The organism is Rhodoferax sp., from assembly GCF_028688795.1.
GTDB lineage: Bacteria > Pseudomonadota > Gammaproteobacteria > Burkholderiales > Burkholderiaceae_C > Rhodoferax.
This window is the reverse complement of sequence record NZ_JAQTXM010000023.1, coordinates 1-19,178: the sequence shown is the minus strand read 5'-3', so window position 1 is coordinate 19,178 and position 19,178 is coordinate 1. Positions and strand designations below refer to the sequence as shown.

Sequence of the window (19,178 nt, the reverse complement as noted above, 5' to 3'; positions counted from 1 at the left end):
CAATTCCAGGCTATGACAACACCACCCAGTTTAACGAGCGAGCTTTTCCACCACATTGCACAGACCATTCGTGATGCCGGTGGCTGGATTGGCTTTGACACCTTCATGGACCAGGCCCTGTACACCCCCGGCCTGGGTTATTACGCCCACGGCAGCGCCAAATTTGGCGTGTTGCCTTACACCGTGGACGGCGGCGTGCGCGTGGCGGGCAGCGATTTTGTGACCTCGCCAGAGATCACGCCGCTGTTTGGCTGGACGCTGGCGCGCCAAGTGGTGCAGGCGCTGGAAGTGACGGGCACTGGGGAAGTGTGGGAATTTGGTGCAGGTTCTGGCGCGCTGGCGCTGCAAATTTTGCAAGCCTTGCAAGCGCAGGGTGTGCCTTTGCCGCGCTACACCATTGTGGATATTTCAAGCAGTTTGCGCGCCCGTCAGCAGGCCACGTTGGCCGCTTTTTCTGAACAGGTGCGTTGGGTCGATGCGCTGCCTGATGACATGCGTGGCGTGGTGCTGGGCAACGAGGTGCTGGACGCCATGCCGGTGAAATTGCTGGCGCGCGTGGGGGGTGTCTGGTATGAGCGTGGTGTGGTGCTGGATTCTGAGCCCGCCGCTGGGGAGGCCCCCCGTTTTGCCTGGCAAGACCGCGTCACCAATCTGCGGCCCCCGATTGAGGTGCAAGGTGACCACGATTACCTGACTGAAATCCACCCGCAGGGCGAATCTTTTGTGCGCACGCTGGCGGCCAAGCTCACAGCCGGTGCGGTGTTTTTGATTGACTATGGCTTTCCAGAAGCCGAGTACTACCACCCGCAGCGCCACATGGGCACGGTGATGTGCCACCAGGCGCACCAGGTGGACGACGATCCGCTGGCACGGGTCGGCCAAAAAGACATCACCGCGCACGTCAACTTCACCAGTGTGGCGCTGGCTGGCATCGAGGCTGGATTGGGCGTGCTGGGCTACTGCAATCAGGCGCGGTTTTTGATGAATTGCGGCCTGCTGACGCACATGGAAGCGGCTGATTTACCCACACGTGTCATGGCGCAAAAACTGATCATGGAGCACGAAATGGGTGAACTCTTCAAGGTGATCGGTTTTTACAAGGGTGAGCCCTGGCAGGCGGTGGGCTTTGATCTTGGTGACAAAACCCACACACTCTAATTTAAAGGCACGCCCATGTTCCGCTGGCTGATTGTTGTTTTCCTGGCGCTGGTGCTGATCAACGGGTTCACGCCGTGGCTGCAAAAAATTGGTTTTGGCCGCCTGCCGGGTGACTTTCGCTTCAAGCTTTTTGGCCGCGAGTTTTTTATTCCGATCACCACCACCCTCATCCTGAGCATGGTGGCGGCAGCCATTGCCAAATTCCTTTAAGGTCCGTGCTTGAATTGATCGTGTCTGCTGCCATCTACGGCAAAGAAAGGATCACTTATGACCGATTCCCTGCACATTGTTTGCCCGCATTGCCACACCACCAACCGCGTCAGCCGCACCAATTTAAGCAACGCGCCCAATTGCGGCAGTTGCCACAAACCGCTGTTTGATGCCCACCCGGTGATGCTCAATGAAGCCAATTTTGACCGCCACGTCAGTCGCAACCAGATTGCCGTGCTGGTTGACTTCTGGGCGCCGTGGTGTGGCCCTTGCCGCCAGATGGCGCCGGCGTTTGAGCAGGCAGCCGCCCAGCTTGAGCCGCTGGTGCGCCTGGCCAAGGTCGACACCGAAGCCGAGCAAAACCTGGGTGCGCGCTATAACATTCGCAGCATTCCCACCCTGGCATTGTTTGTTGGTGGCCGTGAGGTAGCGCGCCAGGCGGGGGCCATGGGTTTGGCCGACATCGTGCGCTGGACGCAGCAGCATTTACCGCGCTGACGTCGTCGCTTGACGTGGTGGCCACGTCCGCATGGGCAGGGCCTCAGGTTTGCAGCGGGTAATCCATTGGTAATCTGTGCCTGCACAAAGGGATAGTATGCTGGCATCACCACTCAGTCACAAGCCTTATGCAAACCGCCCCGCAAACCATTGTGCGCATCGAACGCACCGAGCGTCCCTGGGGCTGGTATGAAACCGTCTCAGAAGCCCCTGGCCACAAAATCAAACGCATTGGTGTGCTGCCGGGGCAACGCATCAGCCTGCAAAAACACGCCCAACGCGCAGAACATTGGGTGGTGGTGCGCGGCACCGCCAGTGTCACGCTGGGTGAGCAAAGTATCGACTTGACGGTGGGGCAACACTGCGACATTGCCTTGGGGCAAGTGCACCGGCTCACCAATGTCACCACGCAACCGGTTGAAATTGTTGAAGTACAGTTTGGCACTTACCTGGGCGAAGACGACATCACGCGTTTGGGTGACGACTATGGCCGAGCATGACAACAAGACCAACCAACGAGACTTTCCCCATGACTTCCAACATTCTGATTGACGGTTTTCGGCTGCCTGCGGGCTCCGCACCGGTGGCCTGCGTGGACATTGGCGGCACCAAGGTGGCTGTCAATATCGTTGACGCGCAAGGCAGCCGGGGCAAGGTAACCGAGCCTACTGCCACCATTGGGAATAACGATGCGCTGGCACAGCAGATCATCCGACTGATTGCGCAAAGCTGCACGATGGCGGGTGTGCAAACCGAAGATATTGCGCGCGTCGGTGTGTCATCGTGCGGGCCGTTTGTGCTCAAGCAAGGGTTGGTTGAGCTGGCCGCCCCCAACATTTGTGGTGGTTTGGCCGGCAAGGCCCGTGGCCTGCCCAACGACTGGCAAACCGCGCTGCTTGAAGCGCCGCTGCGTGCCGCTTTCAAACACGTGCGGGTAGAAAACGACGGCATTGGCGCGCTGGAGGCCGAACGCCGCTGGGGTGCCTTGCAAACCAACGGGGTACCTATGGCCAATTGCGCTTACGTCACTTGGAGCACCGGCATCGGCACCGGGCTGTGTGTGGACGGTCATGTGCTGCGCGGCAAAAATGGCAACGCAGGACACGCCGGGCACCTGTTTGTCAGCAGCAACGCGGACGCGCTGTGCGGCTGCGGCAACATCGGTGATGTGGAGGGCTTGGTCGCCGGCAACGCCATTGCCCGGCGTTTTGCTGCACTTGGGTATGCGGATGCTGCTGCGCTTTTTGTAGCTTCTTACGCTGGTGATAAAAGGGCTACAGCCTTAATTGATGAATTATGTGAGGTCATGGGCCGCATGCTCTATGACCTGATCGCCACACTGGATGTACAACGCATCAGCATCGGTGGCAGCGTCTATTGGCACCACCGTGACCACTTGCTGCCGCGCCTGCGCGCCTACGTGCAAGGCAAGTTGCCGGCGCTCACAGACGGCTGCGAGTTGGTCAGCGCTGGCTTGGGTGAGCGGGTGGGGGATTTTGGTGCGCTGGCGTTGGTGGCTTGAAATTTAAACGCACTTAGCTTGCGTTTGGTCAAAGATCAGGGTTTGTCCTCATTGTCAGACCCAGTTAATTAATTAACAATTAATTAATTCGTGTGACGTGGTGTCTGCACGAAGCAACCCGCGCCCCCGGTGCCTAATGTGGCTTACCCGGCGGACAAACAGGAGGATCACATGATCAAACTTTCCAAATTGGCCACGGCCGTGGCATTGGTAGTGGCTGGCTCAACCGTGTTGGCTGGTGAAGTTGAAGTGCTGCATTGGTGGACCTCGGGTGGCGAAGCCAAATCGGTCGGCGAGCTGAAAAAAATCATGCAGAGCAAGGGCCACACCTGGAAAGATTTTGCCGTGGCCGGTGGCGGCGGTGACAACGCCATGACCGTGCTGAAAAGCCGCGTGGTTGCCGGCAACCCGCCTGCCGCGGCGCAGATCAAGGGTCCTGCCATTCAGGAATGGGCATCTGAGGGCGTGCTGGCCAATCTGGACGCCACCGCCAAGGCCGAAAAGTGGGACAGTCTGTTGCCCGCCGTGGTGGCTGATGTCATGAAGTACAAAGGCAACTTTGTGGCAGCACCGGTGAATGTGCACCGCGTCAACTGGATGTGGGCCAACAATGCCGTGCTGAAAAAAGCCGGGGTCACCGGTGCACCAAAAACTTGGGACGAATTTTTTGCCGCTGCTGAAAAAGTCAAAAAGGCCGGCTTGATTCCTGTGGCCCACGGTGGCCAAAACTGGCAAGATTTCACAACTTTTGAAGATGTGGTGCTGGGTGTAGGTGGCACCAAGTTCTATCAGGATGCACTGGTCAAACTCGACCAGAAGGCTCTGACTAGCCCGACCATGACCAAGTCGCTTGAAACCTTCCGCAAGATCAAGAGCTACACCGACCCAGCTTCCCCTGGTCGCGACTGGAACCTGGCCACGGCCATGGTGATTCAAGAGAAGGCAGCTTTCCAGTTCATGGGTGACTGGGCCAAGGGTGAGTTCACTGCGGCTGGCAAAGTGCCGGGCAAAGATTACACCTGTGCCGCTGCGCCTGGTACGGCCAACGCCTACACCTTCAATGTCGATTCGTTTGCCATGTTCAAGCTGAAAGATGCTGCTGCTCAAAAGGCGCAGGCTGACTTGGCTGCCGCCATCATGGGCACCGAATTCCAGGAAGTGTTCAACCTGAACAAGGGCTCGATTCCGGTGCGGCTGAATATGGATATGGCCAAGTTTGACGACTGCGCCAAGCTGTCGACCAAAGACTTCGTGGCCACTGCCAAATCTGGCGGGCTGATGCCTTCCATTGCGCACGGTATGGCTGTGAAGCCTGCGGCTGAAGGCGCCATCAAGGACGCGGTCAGCCAGTTCTGGAACGACGACAAGATGAGTGTGGCTGACGGTGTGAAGAGCATCGCCAAGGCGGCTGCGACGAAGTAAGTTGGGTTGATTGCCGTAGCCTGTCATTCCGGATTTGATTCGGGATGCAGGATGCGGCTTCTCAAGAGTGGCGTTTGTTGTTTGAACCCGCAGCAGGGCTGGGGTGCGTGCCAGAGCGAATGTCCCCCGCCTGCGGCTCCTCCTTGATTTCGATCTGACACGCACCCCAGCCCCACTGCTGGATATCTGAGGGTGGCTTACTTGGAGTCCGAAAACCTTGGCGGGACCTGATGGGTTGGTTGTTCCGCGCAGTGAGGTCAAGGAGGAGTCCGAAAGCTTTCTGGCGGGGGACACGAACGTAGTGAAATGCCCGGCCCGTCAGGTCCTTGTGCAGAAACTGAACGTAACGCTTGCGCACAAGTGGCGCAGGCATTCCCGCAAGGGCCATGAAATAAACCAAAGGCAAAGTGTTTATGAAATCTTTTGAAAACGTGTTGCCCAAACTGGTGATCGCTCCGGCCTTTGTGCTCGGCTTTGCCTTCATCTACGGCTTCATGATCTGGAACGGCGTGTTGTCCGTGACCAACTCGCGCATGCTGCCCAACTACGACGAGTTTGTCGGGCTTGAGCAATACGGCAAGCTGTGGGAAATGGACCGCTGGTACGTGGCCCTGAAAAACCTCGGCATTTTCAGCGTGTTGTATGTGGGCGGCTCGATGCTGCTGGGCATGGTGCTGGCGATTTTTCTGGACCAGAAAATCCGCTTTGAAGGCGTCATTCGAACCATTTATTTGTACCCCATGGCGCTATCGTTCATCGTCACCGGCACCGCATGGAAATGGATTTTGAACCCAAGTCTGGGCCTTGAGAAACTTATGCACGACATGGGTTGGGCCAGCTTCAGCTTTGACTGGCTGGTGCAAAGTGACACCGCCATTTACTGCGTGGTGATTGCCGGCATCTGGCAGTCGGCCGGCTTTGCCATGGCGCTGTTTTTGGCCGGCTTGCGTGGCATTGACGACAGCATCATCAAGGCGGCGCAAATCGACGGTGCTTCGCTGCCAAGAATTTACTGGCGCATCATCCTGCCTATCTTGCGTCCGGTGGTGTTCTCGACCATTCTGGTGCTCTCGCACCTGTCCATCAAGGCGTTTGATTTGGTGATGGCACTCACCAACGGTGGGCCAGGCTACGCGTCTGATGTGCCAGCCACCTTCATGTTCACCATGAGCTTCACCCGTGGCCAGATTGGCCTGGGCGCCGCCAGCGCCACCATGATGCTGGCCATGGTGGCAGCCCTTGTGGTGCCTTACCTTTACAGCGAGTTGCGGTCCAAACCGCACGAGCGTTGAGCCGGGAACTACTGATGAACGCTAAAAACATATCCCGTTTTGCCGTGTACGCCGTATTGGGCGTGGCCGCTTTCTTCTTTTTGGCACCGCTGTATGTGATGCTGGTGACTTCGCTCAAGGATGGCGCGCAGATACGCGCTGGCAACCTGCTGAGCCTGCCCACCTCGCTCAACCTAGAGTCCTGGAAGTTGGCTTGGTCCACAGCCTGCACCGGGGTCGACTGCCGGGGGCTCAAGCCCTACTTCTGGAACTCCGTGATGATGGCCGTGCCAGCGGTGCTGATCTCCACCGCTTGGGGCGCCATCAACGGCTATGTGCTTTCCATGTGGAAGTTCAAGGGCAGTGACTTGCTGTTTGGCTTTATCTTGTTTGGTGTGTTCATGCCATATCAGGTGGTGCTGCTGCCGATGAGCCAGGTGCTGGGGTTTCTGGGTTTGTCGAGCTCGATTGGTGGCTTGATCATGGTGCACTGCCTGGCCGGTATGGCCAGTACCACGCTGTTTTTCAGAAACTACTACACCGCCATTCCGCGTGAATTGGTGAACGCGGCGCGGATTGACGGCGCGGGCTTCTGGCGTATTTTTTACCGCATCGTGATTCCCATGTCGACACCGATTTTGATGGTCACGCTGATCTGGCAGTTCACCAACATCTGGAACGATTTCCTGTTTGGTGTGGCCTTCAGCGGTGCCGACAGCAAGCCCATCACGGTCGGCTTGAACAACATGGCCAACACCACCAGCAGCGTCAAAAACTACAACGTTGACATGGCCGCAGCCATCATTGCCGGCTTGCCGACCATGCTGGTTTATGTGCTGGCCGGTCAATATTTCGTCAAAGGTCTCACAGCTGGCGCTGTGAAAGGATAAAACTCATGGCAGCTTCACTTCACATCGCAGGTATTCGCAAGGTTTTTGGCAAGGGCGACAAAGCCGTCGAGGTTCTCAAGAAAATCGACATCGAGGTTGCTCCCGGCGAGTTTCTGATTTTGGTCGGGCCTTCTGGCTGCGGCAAGTCCACACTGCTCAACATCATTGCCGGCTTGGAAGAGCCCACTGAAGGCGAACTCAAAATAGCCGGCAAAAACGTCATTGGTGTGGCCCCGGCCCAGCGTGACATTGCCATGGTGTTCCAGAGCTATGCGCTGTACCCCACCATGACCGTGGCGGACAACATTGGCTTTGCGCTGGAAATGCGCAAGGTACCGCTTGACGTGCGCACCAAGCGCATCCACGAAGTGGCCGCCATGCTGCAGATTGAGCACCTGCTGGACCGCCGCCCGGCGCAGCTCTCGGGTGGCCAGCGTCAACGCGTGGCCATGGGCCGTGCGCTGGCGCGTGACCCGAAACTGTTTTTGTTTGACGAGCCCTTAAGCAACCTGGACGCCAAATTGCGGGTGGAAATGCGCGCCGAAATCAAGCGTCTACATCTGCTGTCGGGTATCACCACGGTGTATGTGACGCATGACCAGATCGAGGCCATGACGCTGGGTAGCCGCATTGCGGTGATGAAGGACGGCATCCTGCAACAAATTGGCACACCGGACGACATTTACCGTCGCCCCGCGAACACTTATGTGGCCGGTTTCATTGGTTCGCCAACTATGAATTTTATAGCTGGTAGCGCAGGTAGGACGGGGGCTACAAGCCAATTTAATTTTGAAGGTGGCAGCTTGGCGTTGCCATGCCCGGCCACTGGCAAGGTGACGCTAGGCCAGCGCCCGGAACACATTCACCTCAGCGACGATGCCTCATGGCGCGGCCAGGTCACGCTGGTGGAGCCCACCGGTGCCGACACCTATGTGGTGGTGAAAACTGCTGTTGGCCTGATTACCGTGCGCACACCGCCGAGCACAGTTGTGACCGTGGGTGACACCGTTGGGATGACGGTCAGCGGTAACCACAACAACTGGTTTGACGCGCAGAGTGGGTTGCGGTTGGGTTAATTCCCGAATAGCTTCTCAAACTCCCCTGCCGGCACGGGTCGCGAATACAAATACCCCTGTGCAAAGTCGCACCCGGCGGCGGTCAGCAAATCCCGTTGATCAGCGGTTTCAACCCCTTCTGCCACCACCTTCATGCCCAGCGCGTGCGCCATGGCGATGATGGCTTGGCACAGCACCAGGTCGGTCGAACCCGCCACCAGGTTGCGCACAAACGACTGGTCGATCTTGACAAAATCAATGTCAAAGCGTTGCAGGTAAGACAGCGATGAGTAACCCGTGCCAAAGTCGTCCAGAGACACGTTAATGCCCACATCCCGCAACTTCAGCAGTTGCTCAACCACGCCACCACTGGTGGACAGCAACAGCCCTTCGGTGATTTCCACCACGATGCAGTCGCCTGGCAGGCCGCGTGCCTGCAGTTGCTCGATCCAGGGCGTATGCGCCGGGTTGGGGCTTTCAAACTGCACGGGCGATTTGTTGACGCTGATCTGAAATTGCGGGTGCAAGTTGGCCCGCCAAGCCTGCACTTGGGCGGCGGCCTGGACAAACACCCATTCGCCCATGTCCACAATCAGCCCGCTGCTCTCAGCCACAGGAATGAACTCGGCCGGGCTGATCAGGCCACGCGTGGGGTGCTGCCAGCGCACCAGTGCCTCAGCCTTGTGAATGGCGCCGGTGGCCAATTCAACGATGGGCTGGTAAAACACCCGAAATTCCTGCCTGGCCAAGGCGGCGCGCAGGTCGTGAGTGAGCTGGGCACGCATGCGCGCTGCCTCTTGCAGAGCTGGTGTGAAGAAGCTGTAGCGGTTGCGCCCGGCACCCTTGGCCACATAAAGGGCCTGGTCGGCGTTTTTCAGCAGGGTTTCAATCTCCAGACCATCGTAGGGGTAGACGGTGACGCCAATGCTGGCGGACACAAACACTTGGTCCAGGCCCAGCTGGAATGACGCGCTCAGGGTTTGCAGCAACTTGGGCAAGATGCCTTGCAGGTGTGTCGCGTCTGCCAGCTCGGAGATGATCACGGTGAATTCGTCACCCCCCATGCGGGCCACGGTGTCGACTTCGCGCAGGCAGATCTGGATGCGCCGACCGGCCTCAAGCAACAACAGGTCGCCGCGGTCGTGGCCGAGCGTGTCGTTAACTTCCTTAAAGTGGTCCAGGTCGATGAACAGCAGCGCCAGTTGCAGGCCATCGCGGCGGCATTTTTTGATCTCTTGTGTCAGCCGCTCCTGCATCATGCGGCGGTTTGGCAGGCCGGTGAGGGCGTCGAAATGGGCCTGTTGCCAGACCTGGGCCTCAGCCTGCTTGCGCTCGGTGATGTCGGTGTGTGTGCCAATCATGCGCAACGGCAGGCCACGGATATCGCGGCTGATGACCATGCCGCGGCTGTGCACCCATTTCCAGCTGCCATCTTTGCAGCGTATGCGGTGTTCGTTGCTGTAGGTTGGGGTCAGTCCATCCAGATGCGCTTGACGGTCATGATGCATGCGTGCCACATCGTCGGGGTGGGTGCGGCCGTCGAGCTCATTCACGCGAAACTTGACATTGGTTTCGCTGTAGCCGTACATGCGCAGCAGTTGTGGCGACAAGTATTCTTCGCCGCTTTGCACCTGCAAATCCCACAAGCCATCACCCACGCTTTGCAGCGCCAGTTTCCAGCGGGCCTCGCTCTCAAACAGCGCCAATTCGGTTTTTTTGCGCTCCGTGATGTCTTGCACGATGGCGGTGCGCTTGGCGGGGCGCCCATTGGCCCATTCGGTGTAGCCACGTGAATGCACCCAGATGTGCCGGCCTTTGAGGGTGGTCATCTCGATCTCAAAGTCATGGTCTTTGGGCTGGTGGTTGGCCTCGGCGTAGGACGCGCTCACGATGGCCCAGGATTTTGGCGTGAAGAGCTGGCGCGTGTTGCTCGTCGTGGGGGTGAACGACTCCGGTGTGGTGTCAAAAATCTGGTACACCTGATCAGACCAGGTCACCAAGTCGTCGCGCAGGTCGATTTCCCAGCCGCCCACCATGGCAATTTCTTGCGTGACGTACAAAAGCTTGTTGGCTTTTTCACGGGCAGCTTCGGTCTGTACATAGTTGGTGACATCGGCAAAGGTACGAACCATGCCGCCATCGGGCACCGGTCTTGAGATCACCTCCAGGGTTCGCCCGGCGCGGGTCACGCGCAAAAACCGCTCGGGCGTGGACAACTTGCCGCCGCTGAGCACGTAGTCGCGGGCATGGTGGTCAACCAGATTGGCGCCTGGCCCGAAGTCGCCCCGCTGCATTTGGTAAGCATTTATTTCTTCCAGCGTGGGCATGGTGTCCAAAAACGCACGGGGCAGGTCAAGTAACTCGCATAGGCGGTTGTTGTAGAGCGTCACATGGTTTGATGCGTCCAGCAAGTAGACGCCTTGGCTGATGCTCTCCAGCACCATGTCCAGCGGGTCGTAGACGGCAGGCGCGACGTCAAAGGGGGCGGGCAGTGTTCTCACAGGCAGCTTTTTACCATCAAAAGGGCCGGTGCGGCTTGATCAATGCCGTGTTCAACCGCACCGGGGCGAGGGCAAGCGCAGCTGCACACGCAGGCCATGCGGCTGGGCCGCAAGCACCAACGCGACGCCGCCGTGGCGCAGGGCGATCTCCGCCACAATCGCCAGCCCCAGGCCGCAGCCACCAGGCAATGTGCTGGCACGCCAAAAGCGCTCAAACACATGCGGTAGCTCATCTGGTGACAAGCCCGGGCCGTTGTCGGCCACCTCCAGCACCACTTGCTGTTCATCGCGTTGCACACTCAAGGTCACTTCGCTGCCCGCGCCGGCGTAGCTCAGGGCGTTGTCAATCAGGTTGCTCAAGGCTTCGCGTAGCAGCAGTGCTTCGCCCGCCACGTTCAGGTGGTCAGCGCCTTCAAAGCCCAGGTCAACACCGGCCTTGAGCGCGCGTGGCGTCCACTCTCGGGCCACATCACGCGCCAGCGCTGCCACATCAAGCGGCTGCAGCTTGACCTCGACCTCATTGCGCGCCAGTGACAGCAATTGGTGCACCAGGTGGGCGCTGCGCTGGGCGCCACTGAGCACCTTGGTGAGTCGCGCGCGCATGGCCGCCGGGTCGGCCTCGGCCAGCGCCATCTCGGTTTGGCTGATCAGGCCTGCCAGCGGCGTGCGCAGCTGGTGCGCGGCATCGTTCAGAAAGCGCTTTTCTTGCCCCAGGCTGCGTCGCACCGTGCTCAGCAACTGGTTCAGCGCGGTGGCCAGGGCGTGCACTTCTTGCGGTGCCTGCGTGAGCTCAATCGGCGACAAGTCTGACAACACCTGCTTGCGCCGGTCGCCCAACTGTGCTTGCAGGCGCGTCAAGGGCTGCAGACCGCGCGAGATGCCGCCGTACACCAGCAGACTCAACACGGCGCCCAGCAGCAGCAGCGGGGCCAGCATGTCGGCAATCAGCTCGGTGGTCAGGCGCTGCTGCACCGCCAGACTTTTGGCCACTTGCACGCGCAGGCGTTGCGGCGCGCTGCTGTCGCCGTAATCGACCTCCAGCAAGGCCACGCGCATGGCTTTGCCATCAACTTGTGCGTTGTAAAGCAAGGTCTCGCCGGTGCCGATCAACTGGTCGGTGGACGGGCTGGGCAGCTTGCCGTTGCCCAACAAAAAGCTGCCGGGCGGGCTCGACACCATGTAGCTCACCCGGTCTTGCGGGTCCTGTTCAATGATGTCTTGCGCCGCCCTGGGAAAATCCACCAGCAGCCCTGAGCCAATCGGCTTAACCTGGCGCGCCAGCGAACGCACGGATTGGGTGAGTGACTGGTCAATGGCTTTTTCGGCGTACTTGAGCGCCACGCGGTAGGCCAGTGCACCACCCACCAAAAACAGCACCAGTTGTGGCAGCAGCAGCCACAGCAGCAACTGGCGTTTCAGGGACAGGCCGTGGGCCTTCGGGTTCATGGGCTGGTGGTTTCCAGCATGTAGCCCAGGCCGCGCACGTTGCGAATGTTCAGGCCGGAATCGGTGAGCTTGCGGCGCAGGCGGTGGATGTAGACCTCCAGCGCGTTGGAGGCCACGCCGCCGGCCTCGATCGGGTCGCTTTGCCAGGTTTCCAGCACATCTTCACGGCTGACCACGCGCCCGGCGTGGGTTACCAGCAGCGACAGCAGCGCCCATTCACGCTGCGTGAGTTCCAGCTCTTCGTCGCCCAGCCAGGCTTGCGGCAGGTGCGCATCAACCCGCAGGTTGCGCGCTGTGCGACTGCCAGCTACCTCCAGCGAGCCGCCAAACGCGGGCAAACGGGCACGACGCAGCAATGAGCCCAAGCGGGCCTGCAGCTCAAGCATCTCAAAGGGTTTGGTGAGGTAATCGTCCGCCCCGGCGTTGAGGCCCTGCACCCGGTCATCGACGCCGTCACGCGCGGTCAGGATCAGCACCGGCAGGGCCGGCAGACGTTTGCGCACCCAGCGCAGCACGTCCATACCACTGATTTTTGGCAGGCCCAGGTCAAGCACCACGCCGTCAAAGCGTTGGGTTTCCAGTAGGGCTTGGGCGGCTTCGCCGTCAGCGGCCGAGGTGATGGTGTGACCGGCTTGGGCCAGCTGCGCGCACAGACCGTCTCGCAGCAATTCGTCGTCTTCAATGATGAGTAGGCTAGACATGCGGTGAGCATACCCGAGGTGAATATGGGTCTATGCCAACTCAGCCCAAGGCCACCTCCACCGCAGCGACCCGTGCCTTGTGAATCAATTCGCCTATTTTTAATCCTGTAGCCCCGGTATTAATTGCACTAGTAGCTATTTCATTAGTAGCAACGCTATGTGCGGCGGCAAGCATCTTCAGCAAATGCGGTCGTTGCGGGTAAGGCGCGTCAGAGTAGCCAAGGCGCCCGCGTGCATCGCATTCGCAGGCCAGCAGCATGTCGGCAAAACGTGCGGGTTTGCGGATGGCATCGCAGCGTTCCAGCAGGCGCATCAGGGCGGCGGCGTCCAGACTGAGTGAGCGGTGAATGTTGCTGTGCTCGCGCGCCACCCCATCGGCCAGTTCGCGGCAGTCGGTGGGCACGCGCAGGCGCTCGCACAAGCCTTTGAGGAGTTGGGCGCTGCGCCCCTCGTGTCCCAAGTGGCGTGGCAGGATGTCGGCCGGGGTGTTGCCCTTGCCCAAGTCATGGCCCAGGCAGGCAAAGCGCACCGTCAAGGGCGCCTGCAGCTGCGCGCTCATGTCCAGCACCATCATCACGTGCACGCCGGTATCGATCTCGGGATGGTAGTCGGCGCGTTGTGCCACGCCCCACAGGCGGTTTACCTCGGGCAGCAACCTAGCCAGTGCACCGCAGTCGCGCAGCACGTCAAACATGCGCGAAGGTTTGGCCTCCATCAGGCCACGGGAAAGCTCTTGCCAGACGCGCTCACTTACCAGGTGGTCGACCTCGCCGCAGTCCACCATCTCACGCATGAGTTGCAGGGTTTCGGGCGCTACGGTGAAGTCGTGAAAACGCGCGGCCAGGCGTGCCACGCGCAAGATGCGCACAGGGTCTTCACGAAACGCCGAGCTGACGTGACGGAACACTTTGGCCTTCAGATCTTGCACACCACTGTAGGGGTCAACCAGGATACCGGCACTCAGCCATTGTGTAGGGGTTTCTGAGATATTTTCGTTAAATTGTCCTCTAACCCTTATGTAATCTGCTCTAATAGCTATTGAATTTATAGTAATGTCGCGCCGCGCCAGGTCGTCTTCCAGTGTCACATCAGGCGCAGCATGAATGGCAAAACCGCGGTAGCCGGGGGCGGTTTTGCGCTCGGTGCGGGCCAGCGCGTATTCCTCATGTGTTTTGGGATGCAGAAACACCGGAAAGTCTTTGCCCACGGGCACAAAGCCCTGAGCGATCATTTGCTCGGGGCTGGCGCCCACCACCACCCAGTCGCGGTCTTTCACGGGCAAGCCCAGCAGGGCGTCACGCACCGCACCGCCTACCAGGTAGATTTGCATGGACATTGGGGTAAATTTGAGCCGGGCGCAGCGCAGGCCGTTGATTAAGCGGATGGCTTGGCAGGAATGACGACTCGCAAGTAATCGTCGGTCAGCTCGAAAATGGCCTCTTTGCCTGAGTATTGCCGTGTCAGGGGCACAATTTTTCGGCGTACCCCCATGCCGCGTGACTCCACGTAGCCGTAGTCGCGCATGATTTCCACCATGATGGGGTTGCGCGGCGAGCGCTGCCCGGCCAGCATTTTTTCAAGCGTCATGGAGTTTTGGAGGACGCCAGGGCTGGTGATTTCCAGCCGGTTTGCGTAGTTCACTACCTCAACCTCGGTGGCTCGTGTCCAGTCGCGGTGCACCATGGCGTTTAGCAAGGCCTCGCGCACTGCATCCATTGGGTATCGATGGTGCGTCTCGCGGCGCAATTGGGCCGTGATACTGGCTGCTTCAGCGGAAATAAAAGGCCGCATGCGGTCCATCAGGCGCTCCATCAGGCCTTCGGCCACCACGCTGCGGCCGCTGCCTGGGCGGCCTTTCCAGAGCGCGACCAGTGGCGCGTCAAGTACAGTGTCGTCTTGTGCCTGGTAGTCCATGGCGTCGCCCGCAAATGACATCCAGCGCACACCCGCTTGCCGCATGCTGCGACGCGGGCTATGACCAAAAAGTACTAAGCCGGCGATGGTGCACACGGCTGACCCTTGCTGGCGCGTGGTCATCAAGCCTAAACCGCACAGTCTTTGTTCCCAGGCAGCCTGATCACCGGGGGCAGATTCGTCACCTGCAATGTTGACCAGGTAGTCGGTCAGGCGTGCCTGGTCCAGATCTTCCAGTTGGGTCCCTGAGACGGGCAGCAGTTCCGCGTGCAACATGCCACCACTCTCGAACAGGCGCGCCTGCTGCTCGCGGGTGGCCAAACGTGAGGTGCTGCCCACGCGGATGTAGATGTCTTCGCGGTCGTTCTGGCGCACCACATAAGGTTTGGCAACGCCTTGCGTGAGCGTGATCACCGCCACGCGTTGGCCGTTGTCCATGGCCACTTCTTCGTAAAACGGCAGGATGAGCGGGTGAACATAGCGTCCAAAAACGGTGTCCATCACCCAGCGTTCAAGTTCAGGGCGCGCAATGCCGCTGACCGTGCCGTCGTCTTCCACGCCCAACAGCAATCGCCCACCCTGAAGATTGGCTAGCGCCACGATTTCTTTGGCGAGCTGCTCTGGTCGCAGGTCATCACGTTTGAATTCAACGCCTGAGTTTTCTCCGTTGGCAATCAGTGCCAGCAATTCAGCTTGCAACATGGCGCGTTTCTTTCTTCATTCAGCTCTGCGGTTAGGTGGTTTGACAGCGCAGGTTCGCGACGCCTGGGTATCAGGCGCGTAGTCGGTAAGGTTCTTCAAAGTCCAGAAAGTCGTGCTCGGCGCGTGCTTCATCGATCCATGCCTTGACCCCGGGCAACGCGCAGACCCGCTGCACATAAGCCAGCATGTCATGCGGCAGTGGCAAGGCGTAGGTGAGCAGGCGGGTGCAGATCGGGGCAAAGTAGGCATCAGCCACGCTGAAGTTGCCAAACAACATGGGGCCGCCACTGGTCTGCAGGCACTGTTGCCACATGTGCACCAGGCGAGCCACGTCGGCCCGCACGCCAGCCTGGTCACGCCAGATCAGCGCGCCAGTGTCGGACAAACTGGCCTCGATGTTCATCGGGCAGGCGCCGCGCAGGGCGGTAAAGCCGCTGTGCATCTCGGCGCACAGGCTGCGGGCGCGGGCACGGGCCGCTTTGTCCTTGGGCCACAGGAGTTTTTCGGGAAACTGCTCGGCCAGGTATTCGGCAATGGCCAGTGTGTCCCACACCACCAGTTCACCATCGACCAGCACTGGCACCTTGCCGGTAGGCGTCAGCGGGTGCATCGTGGCCTTGAACTGTGACTCGGGGGTGAACGCGTCAAAGCGCACCATCACTTCTTCAAAGGGGATGCCAGCCTGTGTCAACAGCACCCAGGGGCGCATTGACCAGGATGAGTAATTTTTGTTGCCAATGTAGAGTTTCATGGTCAGGGAATGTCGCGATTGAGGGGAGCTGCGTCGTTGCGCGGGCCAATCATGCCAAGCCTGGCCTTGAGTGACTGCGTTTTGCCGCTGATCATTGCGGCGTAAATGGTGGTGTTGGCCAGCACTTTCTTGACGTAATCGCGGGTTTCGTTGAACGGGATATTTTCTGCCCAGGCGGCGGCTTCCATCACCGGTGCACCGCTCTGGCCGCGCCAGGCGCGTGGTCGGCCCGGCCCGGCGTTGTAGGCGGCAGCGGCCATGGGCATGGAGCCGGCAAAGTCGTCCAGCACCAGTTTCAGGTAGCCGGTGCCAATGGCGATGTTGGTTTTGCTCTCGGTGATCTGGTACGCCTTGAAGTCAGTCATGCCGATTTTTTTGGCCGTCCAGCTGGCGGTGGCGGGCATCACCTGCATCAGGCCGGAGGCACCCACGCCAGAGCGGGCATCGGTCACAAAACGGCTTTCCTGGCGAATCAGGCCATACACATAAGCCGGGTCCAGCCCGATGTCACGGGTGCGTGCCAGCACCGCTTGTTTGTGCGGCATGGGAAAGCGCTGGGTCAGGTCGACCAGGCTCCTGGTGCGTTCGCTGGTGTTGATGCAGCGGTCCCACACCTCGTGCTGGCAGGCCAGGTCGGCGGCGGCCAGCAGCTCGCGGTCGGCCATGCCGCCGTTTTGATGCAAGTTGGTGGTGTAGTTCCATTCACGCACACCCTCGGAGCGCAGGCCCAACTCAATGGCGGCCAGCGCCCGCTGCAGGCCAGGGTTGGTGCGTGCTGCATTTTTTTCGGATGCGGTGAGTGGCTCAGGGTTGGTGGGCAGAATGATGGGTAGTCCCAATTCTTCTTGCGCCAGCAGTTCGTAAAACCCACGCACGCCGGCAATATCCTGCAGCAGTCGGGTGGCCTCCGCACGGTCGGCCTCGGTCTTGCCGGCGGCCATCAGTGCGCGCGCACGCCAATAGACCCAGGTGCTGTCTTTGCCTTGGCTCTCGCTCATGGCGGCGGTGGCGCTGGCCACTTGTTCCCAATTACCGGCCCGCAGAGCGGCCCGGGCTTTCCAGGCGAGATGGTCGTCGTGCATGAACTGGTCTTGCCCATTCATGAAATAGGCCAGTGCACCACTTGAGAGTCGCAGCGCCGAGCGTTTGCCGATCACGCCCCAAACCCAGCTGCGCTCTTCCTGGGTGAGCTGGGTTTTCCAGCGCAGCTTGTCGACCTCAATGGCTGCCGCTTCAGGGTTAACGACGGCCAGACGGATCAGGGCCAGCGTGACCAGCTCCTTGGTGCGCGGGCGCAGCGCCAGTACACGTCCCGCCAGAAACTGCTCGGGCTTGGCGTAAATGGCGCTGGCAGTGTCAGCCCAGTCGGCGTTCAGCAAGCCCAGCGCTTGGGTTGCCACACGCTGGCGGTCGTTTTCCATGCCAAGGCGCGCGCGCACCCAAGCGCTGTGAGCTTTGAGTTTGCCGGCCTTGAGCTGTTGATCGGCGGCAGCGGCGCAGGCATCATCTGCGTTGGGTTGTGCCAGCCACAAGGTTTCGATCTGGGCGGCTACCTCTTGCTGGCGCCCGTTGAAATCCGCGAGCAGGGCATAACACCTCACCGACCGGTCATCGCCCATGCGGTAGCTGGGGTGTTCGACCATGAAGGTGTTCCAGTCGCGGTTTTGACCGAGCAGCAGCAGCCAGTCGTTGCGCAGGCGGTCTTCTTGATAGGTGCCTTGGTAACGCTTGAGAAAAGCAGTGATCTCCTGCGGGCTGGCGGTCTCAAGGCGAGCACGCAGTTCCCAGTACGCAGCCCATGGCTCCAGCAAATGGCCGCGGGTCTGTGGCAACAGCTCACTCAAACGCTTGGATTGGCCATTTTTATAGGCCTGATTCATCTCCAAAAACACGGTGTCGGCCGTGCCGGGTGTGCTGGCTGCGGCCTGCGCTGTGCCCGATGCCCCGCACAAGGTGCCGATGAGGGCAATCGATGTCAAAATAGTTAGTAACTGCATAGGGACATTATGAATAACTCTGAAGAAAAAAAGGCGCTTGAGAAAAAAGCCTTGCGCCAACAATTGATTCAGCAGCGCTTGCACTTGCCAGACCGCGAACAGCGCATTGCCAACCTTCAGCAAGTGGTGCGTATCTGGTTGGTCGGGCGTCCCGATGCCGTGATTGGCGCCTACTGGCCCATCAAGGGCGAATTCGACCTGCTACCTGCGCTGCACCGCTGGAAGGAAGATGGCGAACTCATCGAGCAACCGCAGCTTCGCAAAATTGGACTGCCGGTGGTCGATAAAGTTCATAAAACTATGACCTTTCACACCTGGTACCCCGGTTGCCCGATGGAAGACGACGCCTATGGCATTCCCAAGCCCAAAGACACCGAGGTGATCGTGCCCACGCTGCTGTTTGTTGCGTGTGTGGGCTACGCACCGGGTGGCTACCGGCTGGGTTATGGCGGTGGCTTTTATGACCGCATGCTGGCCGACCTGTCGCCGCGCCCGTTCACCGTGGGCCTGGGTTTTGGCACCGATTTTCTGCCTGACTTCGAGCCCGAGCCCCATGATTTGCCGATGGATGCCATTCTGAACGACCACGGCGTGGTCTGGCCGGTGTAACCGCGTTCAGCGGTTACCGCTCAGGGCGGGCATGAGCGCCTGGGCGTCCAGTTCGTAGCCCTTCAAGGTGCTTGCCATTTTTTGCCGTTGGGCCAGCGTGGTGCGGTTGTGCAGGGCGGAAAGATTCTCACAGTTATCCTGATTGAGCCGGTCGTTGTTCTGGCGGGAAGCCGCATCAGGTGAGCGCACCAGGCGCGCCAGCAATTGTCTGGTTTCATCTTCGGCGCGTTGCGCGCTCAAACCGCCTCGCGTCAGTGTTTGCGCGGTTTGCCAGACATCTTGGTGGCGGCGCAGCATCTCGGTTTGCATCAGGCCGGCGTTGAATCCGGAGGCTTTCACGTTGCTGCGCACCAAGGCTCGCTGGGCAGTGTCAAGCTGTCCGTAAAACATCTCGCTGCGGTCAATCAGCGCCTCAAACGCCACTGTGCCGCGCTTGGCGTGAGGGGCCAGCCAGGTCAATGTGTCCGTGACGGCGCAGTGCAGCCAGTGCAATTTGCCAATGACTCGGATGCCCGTTTCATCGGCGTGCAC

At 59.8% G+C, this 19,178-nt stretch carries 17 protein-coding genes and 1 pseudogene; 10 read left to right on the top strand and 8 right to left on the bottom strand.

The genetic code is table 11. The annotated features are described in order from the left end of the window. Positions 1-12: 12 nt before the first annotated feature. The 9 genes from PHQ58_RS16160 to PHQ58_RS16120 all read left to right on the top strand — a co-directional run bounded on the left by PHQ58_RS16160 (position 13) and on the right by PHQ58_RS16120 (position 8,047). Positions 13-1,158: an SAM-dependent methyltransferase gene (locus PHQ58_RS16160; RefSeq protein ID WP_300112679.1), complete on the top strand. Its 1,146-nt coding sequence runs from the start codon at positions 13-15 to the stop codon at positions 1,156-1,158. A 15-nt stretch (positions 1,159-1,173) separates the two neighbouring features. Next, on the top strand, positions 1,174-1,368 hold the full coding sequence (locus PHQ58_RS16155; protein WP_300112676.1) for a DUF2905 domain-containing protein: 195 nt from the start codon (positions 1,174-1,176) through the stop codon (positions 1,366-1,368). Positions 1,369-1,425: 57 nt separating this feature from the next. After that, the gene (gene trxC, locus PHQ58_RS16150; protein ID WP_300112673.1) at positions 1,426-1,866 is read left to right on the top strand and encodes a thioredoxin TrxC; all 441 of its coding nucleotides are present in this window, start codon (positions 1,426-1,428) and stop codon (positions 1,864-1,866) included. Positions 1,867-1,994: 128 nt separating this feature from the next. Then, on the top strand, positions 1,995-2,366 hold the full coding sequence (locus PHQ58_RS16145; protein ID WP_300112670.1) for a phosphomannose isomerase type II C-terminal cupin domain: 372 nt from the start codon (positions 1,995-1,997) through the stop codon (positions 2,364-2,366). Positions 2,367-2,395: 29 nt separating this feature from the next. Then, positions 2,396-3,388, top strand: a complete 993-nt coding sequence (locus tag PHQ58_RS16140; protein ID WP_300112667.1) for an ROK family protein — start codon at positions 2,396-2,398, stop codon at positions 3,386-3,388. Positions 3,389-3,559: 171 nt separating this feature from the next. Beyond that, complete coding sequence (locus PHQ58_RS16135) at positions 3,560-4,810, top strand: ABC transporter substrate-binding protein (protein WP_300112663.1); 1,251 nt, start codon at positions 3,560-3,562, stop codon at positions 4,808-4,810. A gap of 413 nt (positions 4,811-5,223) precedes the next feature. Beyond that, positions 5,224-6,102 (top strand): carbohydrate ABC transporter permease, encoded by an 879-nt coding sequence (locus PHQ58_RS16130; protein WP_300112660.1) that lies wholly within the window; start codon positions 5,224-5,226, stop codon positions 6,100-6,102. Positions 6,103-6,116: 14 nt separating this feature from the next. Next, positions 6,117-6,971 carry a carbohydrate ABC transporter permease gene (locus tag PHQ58_RS16125; protein ID WP_300112658.1) on the top strand — a complete coding sequence of 285 codons (855 nt, stop codon included), beginning with the start codon at positions 6,117-6,119 and terminating at the stop codon, positions 6,969-6,971. Between the two features lie 5 nt (positions 6,972-6,976). Beyond that, the gene (locus PHQ58_RS16120) at positions 6,977-8,047 is read left to right on the top strand and encodes an ABC transporter ATP-binding protein (RefSeq protein WP_300112655.1); all 1,071 of its coding nucleotides are present in this window, start codon (positions 6,977-6,979) and stop codon (positions 8,045-8,047) included. On the opposite strand, the gene PHQ58_RS16115 is transcribed toward PHQ58_RS16120, so the two are convergent. From PHQ58_RS16115 to PHQ58_RS16085, 7 genes are all read right to left on the bottom strand, one after another. Then, complete coding sequence (locus tag PHQ58_RS16115) at positions 8,044-10,527, bottom strand: EAL domain-containing protein (protein WP_300112652.1); 2,484 nt, start codon at positions 10,525-10,527, stop codon at positions 8,044-8,046. The two genes, PHQ58_RS16120 and PHQ58_RS16115, sit on opposite strands and share 4 nt — an antisense overlap. Before the next feature lie 51 nt (positions 10,528-10,578). Further along, complete coding sequence (locus tag PHQ58_RS16110; RefSeq protein ID WP_300112649.1) at positions 10,579-11,973, bottom strand: sensor histidine kinase; 1,395 nt, start codon at positions 11,971-11,973, stop codon at positions 10,579-10,581. After that, positions 11,970-12,674 carry a response regulator gene (locus tag PHQ58_RS16105; RefSeq protein WP_300112647.1) on the bottom strand — a complete coding sequence of 235 codons (705 nt, stop codon included), beginning with the start codon at positions 12,672-12,674 and terminating at the stop codon, positions 11,970-11,972. Before PHQ58_RS16105 ends, PHQ58_RS16110 begins: the two co-directional genes overlap by 4 nt. Before the next feature lie 40 nt (positions 12,675-12,714). Next, positions 12,715-14,004 carry a multifunctional CCA addition/repair protein gene (locus PHQ58_RS16100; protein ID WP_300112645.1) on the bottom strand — a complete coding sequence of 430 codons (1,290 nt, stop codon included), beginning with the start codon at positions 14,002-14,004 and terminating at the stop codon, positions 12,715-12,717. A 44-nt stretch (positions 14,005-14,048) separates the two neighbouring features. Further along, on the bottom strand, positions 14,049-15,290 hold the full coding sequence (locus tag PHQ58_RS16095; protein ID WP_300112642.1) for an RNA-binding domain-containing protein: 1,242 nt from the start codon (positions 15,288-15,290) through the stop codon (positions 14,049-14,051). 70 nt (positions 15,291-15,360) lie between these two features. After that, the gene (locus tag PHQ58_RS16090; protein ID WP_300112640.1) at positions 15,361-16,041 is read right to left on the bottom strand and encodes a glutathione S-transferase family protein; all 681 of its coding nucleotides are present in this window, start codon (positions 16,039-16,041) and stop codon (positions 15,361-15,363) included. Positions 16,042-16,043: 2 nt separating this feature from the next. Beyond that, the gene (locus PHQ58_RS16085) at positions 16,044-18,038 is read right to left on the bottom strand and encodes a lytic transglycosylase domain-containing protein (protein ID WP_300112637.1); all 1,995 of its coding nucleotides are present in this window, start codon (positions 18,036-18,038) and stop codon (positions 16,044-16,046) included. 9 nt (positions 18,039-18,047) lie between these two features. Between PHQ58_RS16085 and PHQ58_RS16080 the strand changes: the two genes are divergently transcribed. Continuing rightward, positions 18,048-18,647 (top strand): 5-formyltetrahydrofolate cyclo-ligase, encoded by a 600-nt coding sequence (locus PHQ58_RS16080; RefSeq protein ID WP_300112634.1) that lies wholly within the window; start codon positions 18,048-18,050, stop codon positions 18,645-18,647. Between the two features lie 6 nt (positions 18,648-18,653). Here PHQ58_RS16080 and PHQ58_RS23660 read toward each other — a convergent pair. Beyond that, positions 18,654-19,178, bottom strand: a pseudogene (locus PHQ58_RS23660) (hypothetical protein); the annotation flags it as partial.

What these genes read in the sequence shown, in the direction of transcription:
- PHQ58_RS16160 (WP_300112679.1), top strand. Translation starts at nt 13, where the DNA reads ATGACAACACCACCCAGTTTAACGAGCGAGCTTTTCCACCACATTGCA.
- PHQ58_RS16155 (WP_300112676.1), top strand. Translation starts at nt 1,174, where the DNA reads ATGTTCCGCTGGCTGATTGTTGTTTTCCTGGCGCTGGTGCTGATCAAC.
- trxC (WP_300112673.1), top strand. Translation starts at nt 1,426, where the DNA reads ATGACCGATTCCCTGCACATTGTTTGCCCGCATTGCCACACCACCAAC.
- PHQ58_RS16145 (WP_300112670.1), top strand. Translation starts at nt 1,995, where the DNA reads ATGCAAACCGCCCCGCAAACCATTGTGCGCATCGAACGCACCGAGCGT.
- PHQ58_RS16140 (WP_300112667.1), top strand. Translation starts at nt 2,396, where the DNA reads ATGACTTCCAACATTCTGATTGACGGTTTTCGGCTGCCTGCGGGCTCC.
- PHQ58_RS16135 (WP_300112663.1), top strand. Translation starts at nt 3,560, where the DNA reads ATGATCAAACTTTCCAAATTGGCCACGGCCGTGGCATTGGTAGTGGCT.
- PHQ58_RS16130 (WP_300112660.1), top strand. Translation starts at nt 5,224, where the DNA reads ATGAAATCTTTTGAAAACGTGTTGCCCAAACTGGTGATCGCTCCGGCC.
- PHQ58_RS16125 (WP_300112658.1), top strand. Translation starts at nt 6,117, where the DNA reads ATGAACGCTAAAAACATATCCCGTTTTGCCGTGTACGCCGTATTGGGC.
- PHQ58_RS16120 (WP_300112655.1), top strand. Translation starts at nt 6,977, where the DNA reads ATGGCAGCTTCACTTCACATCGCAGGTATTCGCAAGGTTTTTGGCAAG.
- PHQ58_RS16110 (WP_300112649.1), bottom strand. Translation starts at nt 11,973, where the DNA reads ATGAACCCGAAGGCCCACGGCCTGTCCCTGAAACGCCAGTTGCTGCTG.
- PHQ58_RS16105 (WP_300112647.1), bottom strand. Translation starts at nt 12,674, where the DNA reads ATGTCTAGCCTACTCATCATTGAAGACGACGAATTGCTGCGAGACGGT.
- PHQ58_RS16100 (WP_300112645.1), bottom strand. Translation starts at nt 14,004, where the DNA reads ATGCAAATCTACCTGGTAGGCGGTGCGGTGCGTGACGCCCTGCTGGGC.
- PHQ58_RS16095 (WP_300112642.1), bottom strand. Translation starts at nt 15,290, where the DNA reads ATGTTGCAAGCTGAATTGCTGGCACTGATTGCCAACGGAGAAAACTCA.
- PHQ58_RS16090 (WP_300112640.1), bottom strand. Translation starts at nt 16,041, where the DNA reads ATGAAACTCTACATTGGCAACAAAAATTACTCATCCTGGTCAATGCGC.
- PHQ58_RS16085 (WP_300112637.1), bottom strand. Translation starts at nt 18,038, where the DNA reads ATGCAGTTACTAACTATTTTGACATCGATTGCCCTCATCGGCACCTTG.
- PHQ58_RS16080 (WP_300112634.1), top strand. Translation starts at nt 18,048, where the DNA reads ATGAATAACTCTGAAGAAAAAAAGGCGCTTGAGAAAAAAGCCTTGCGC.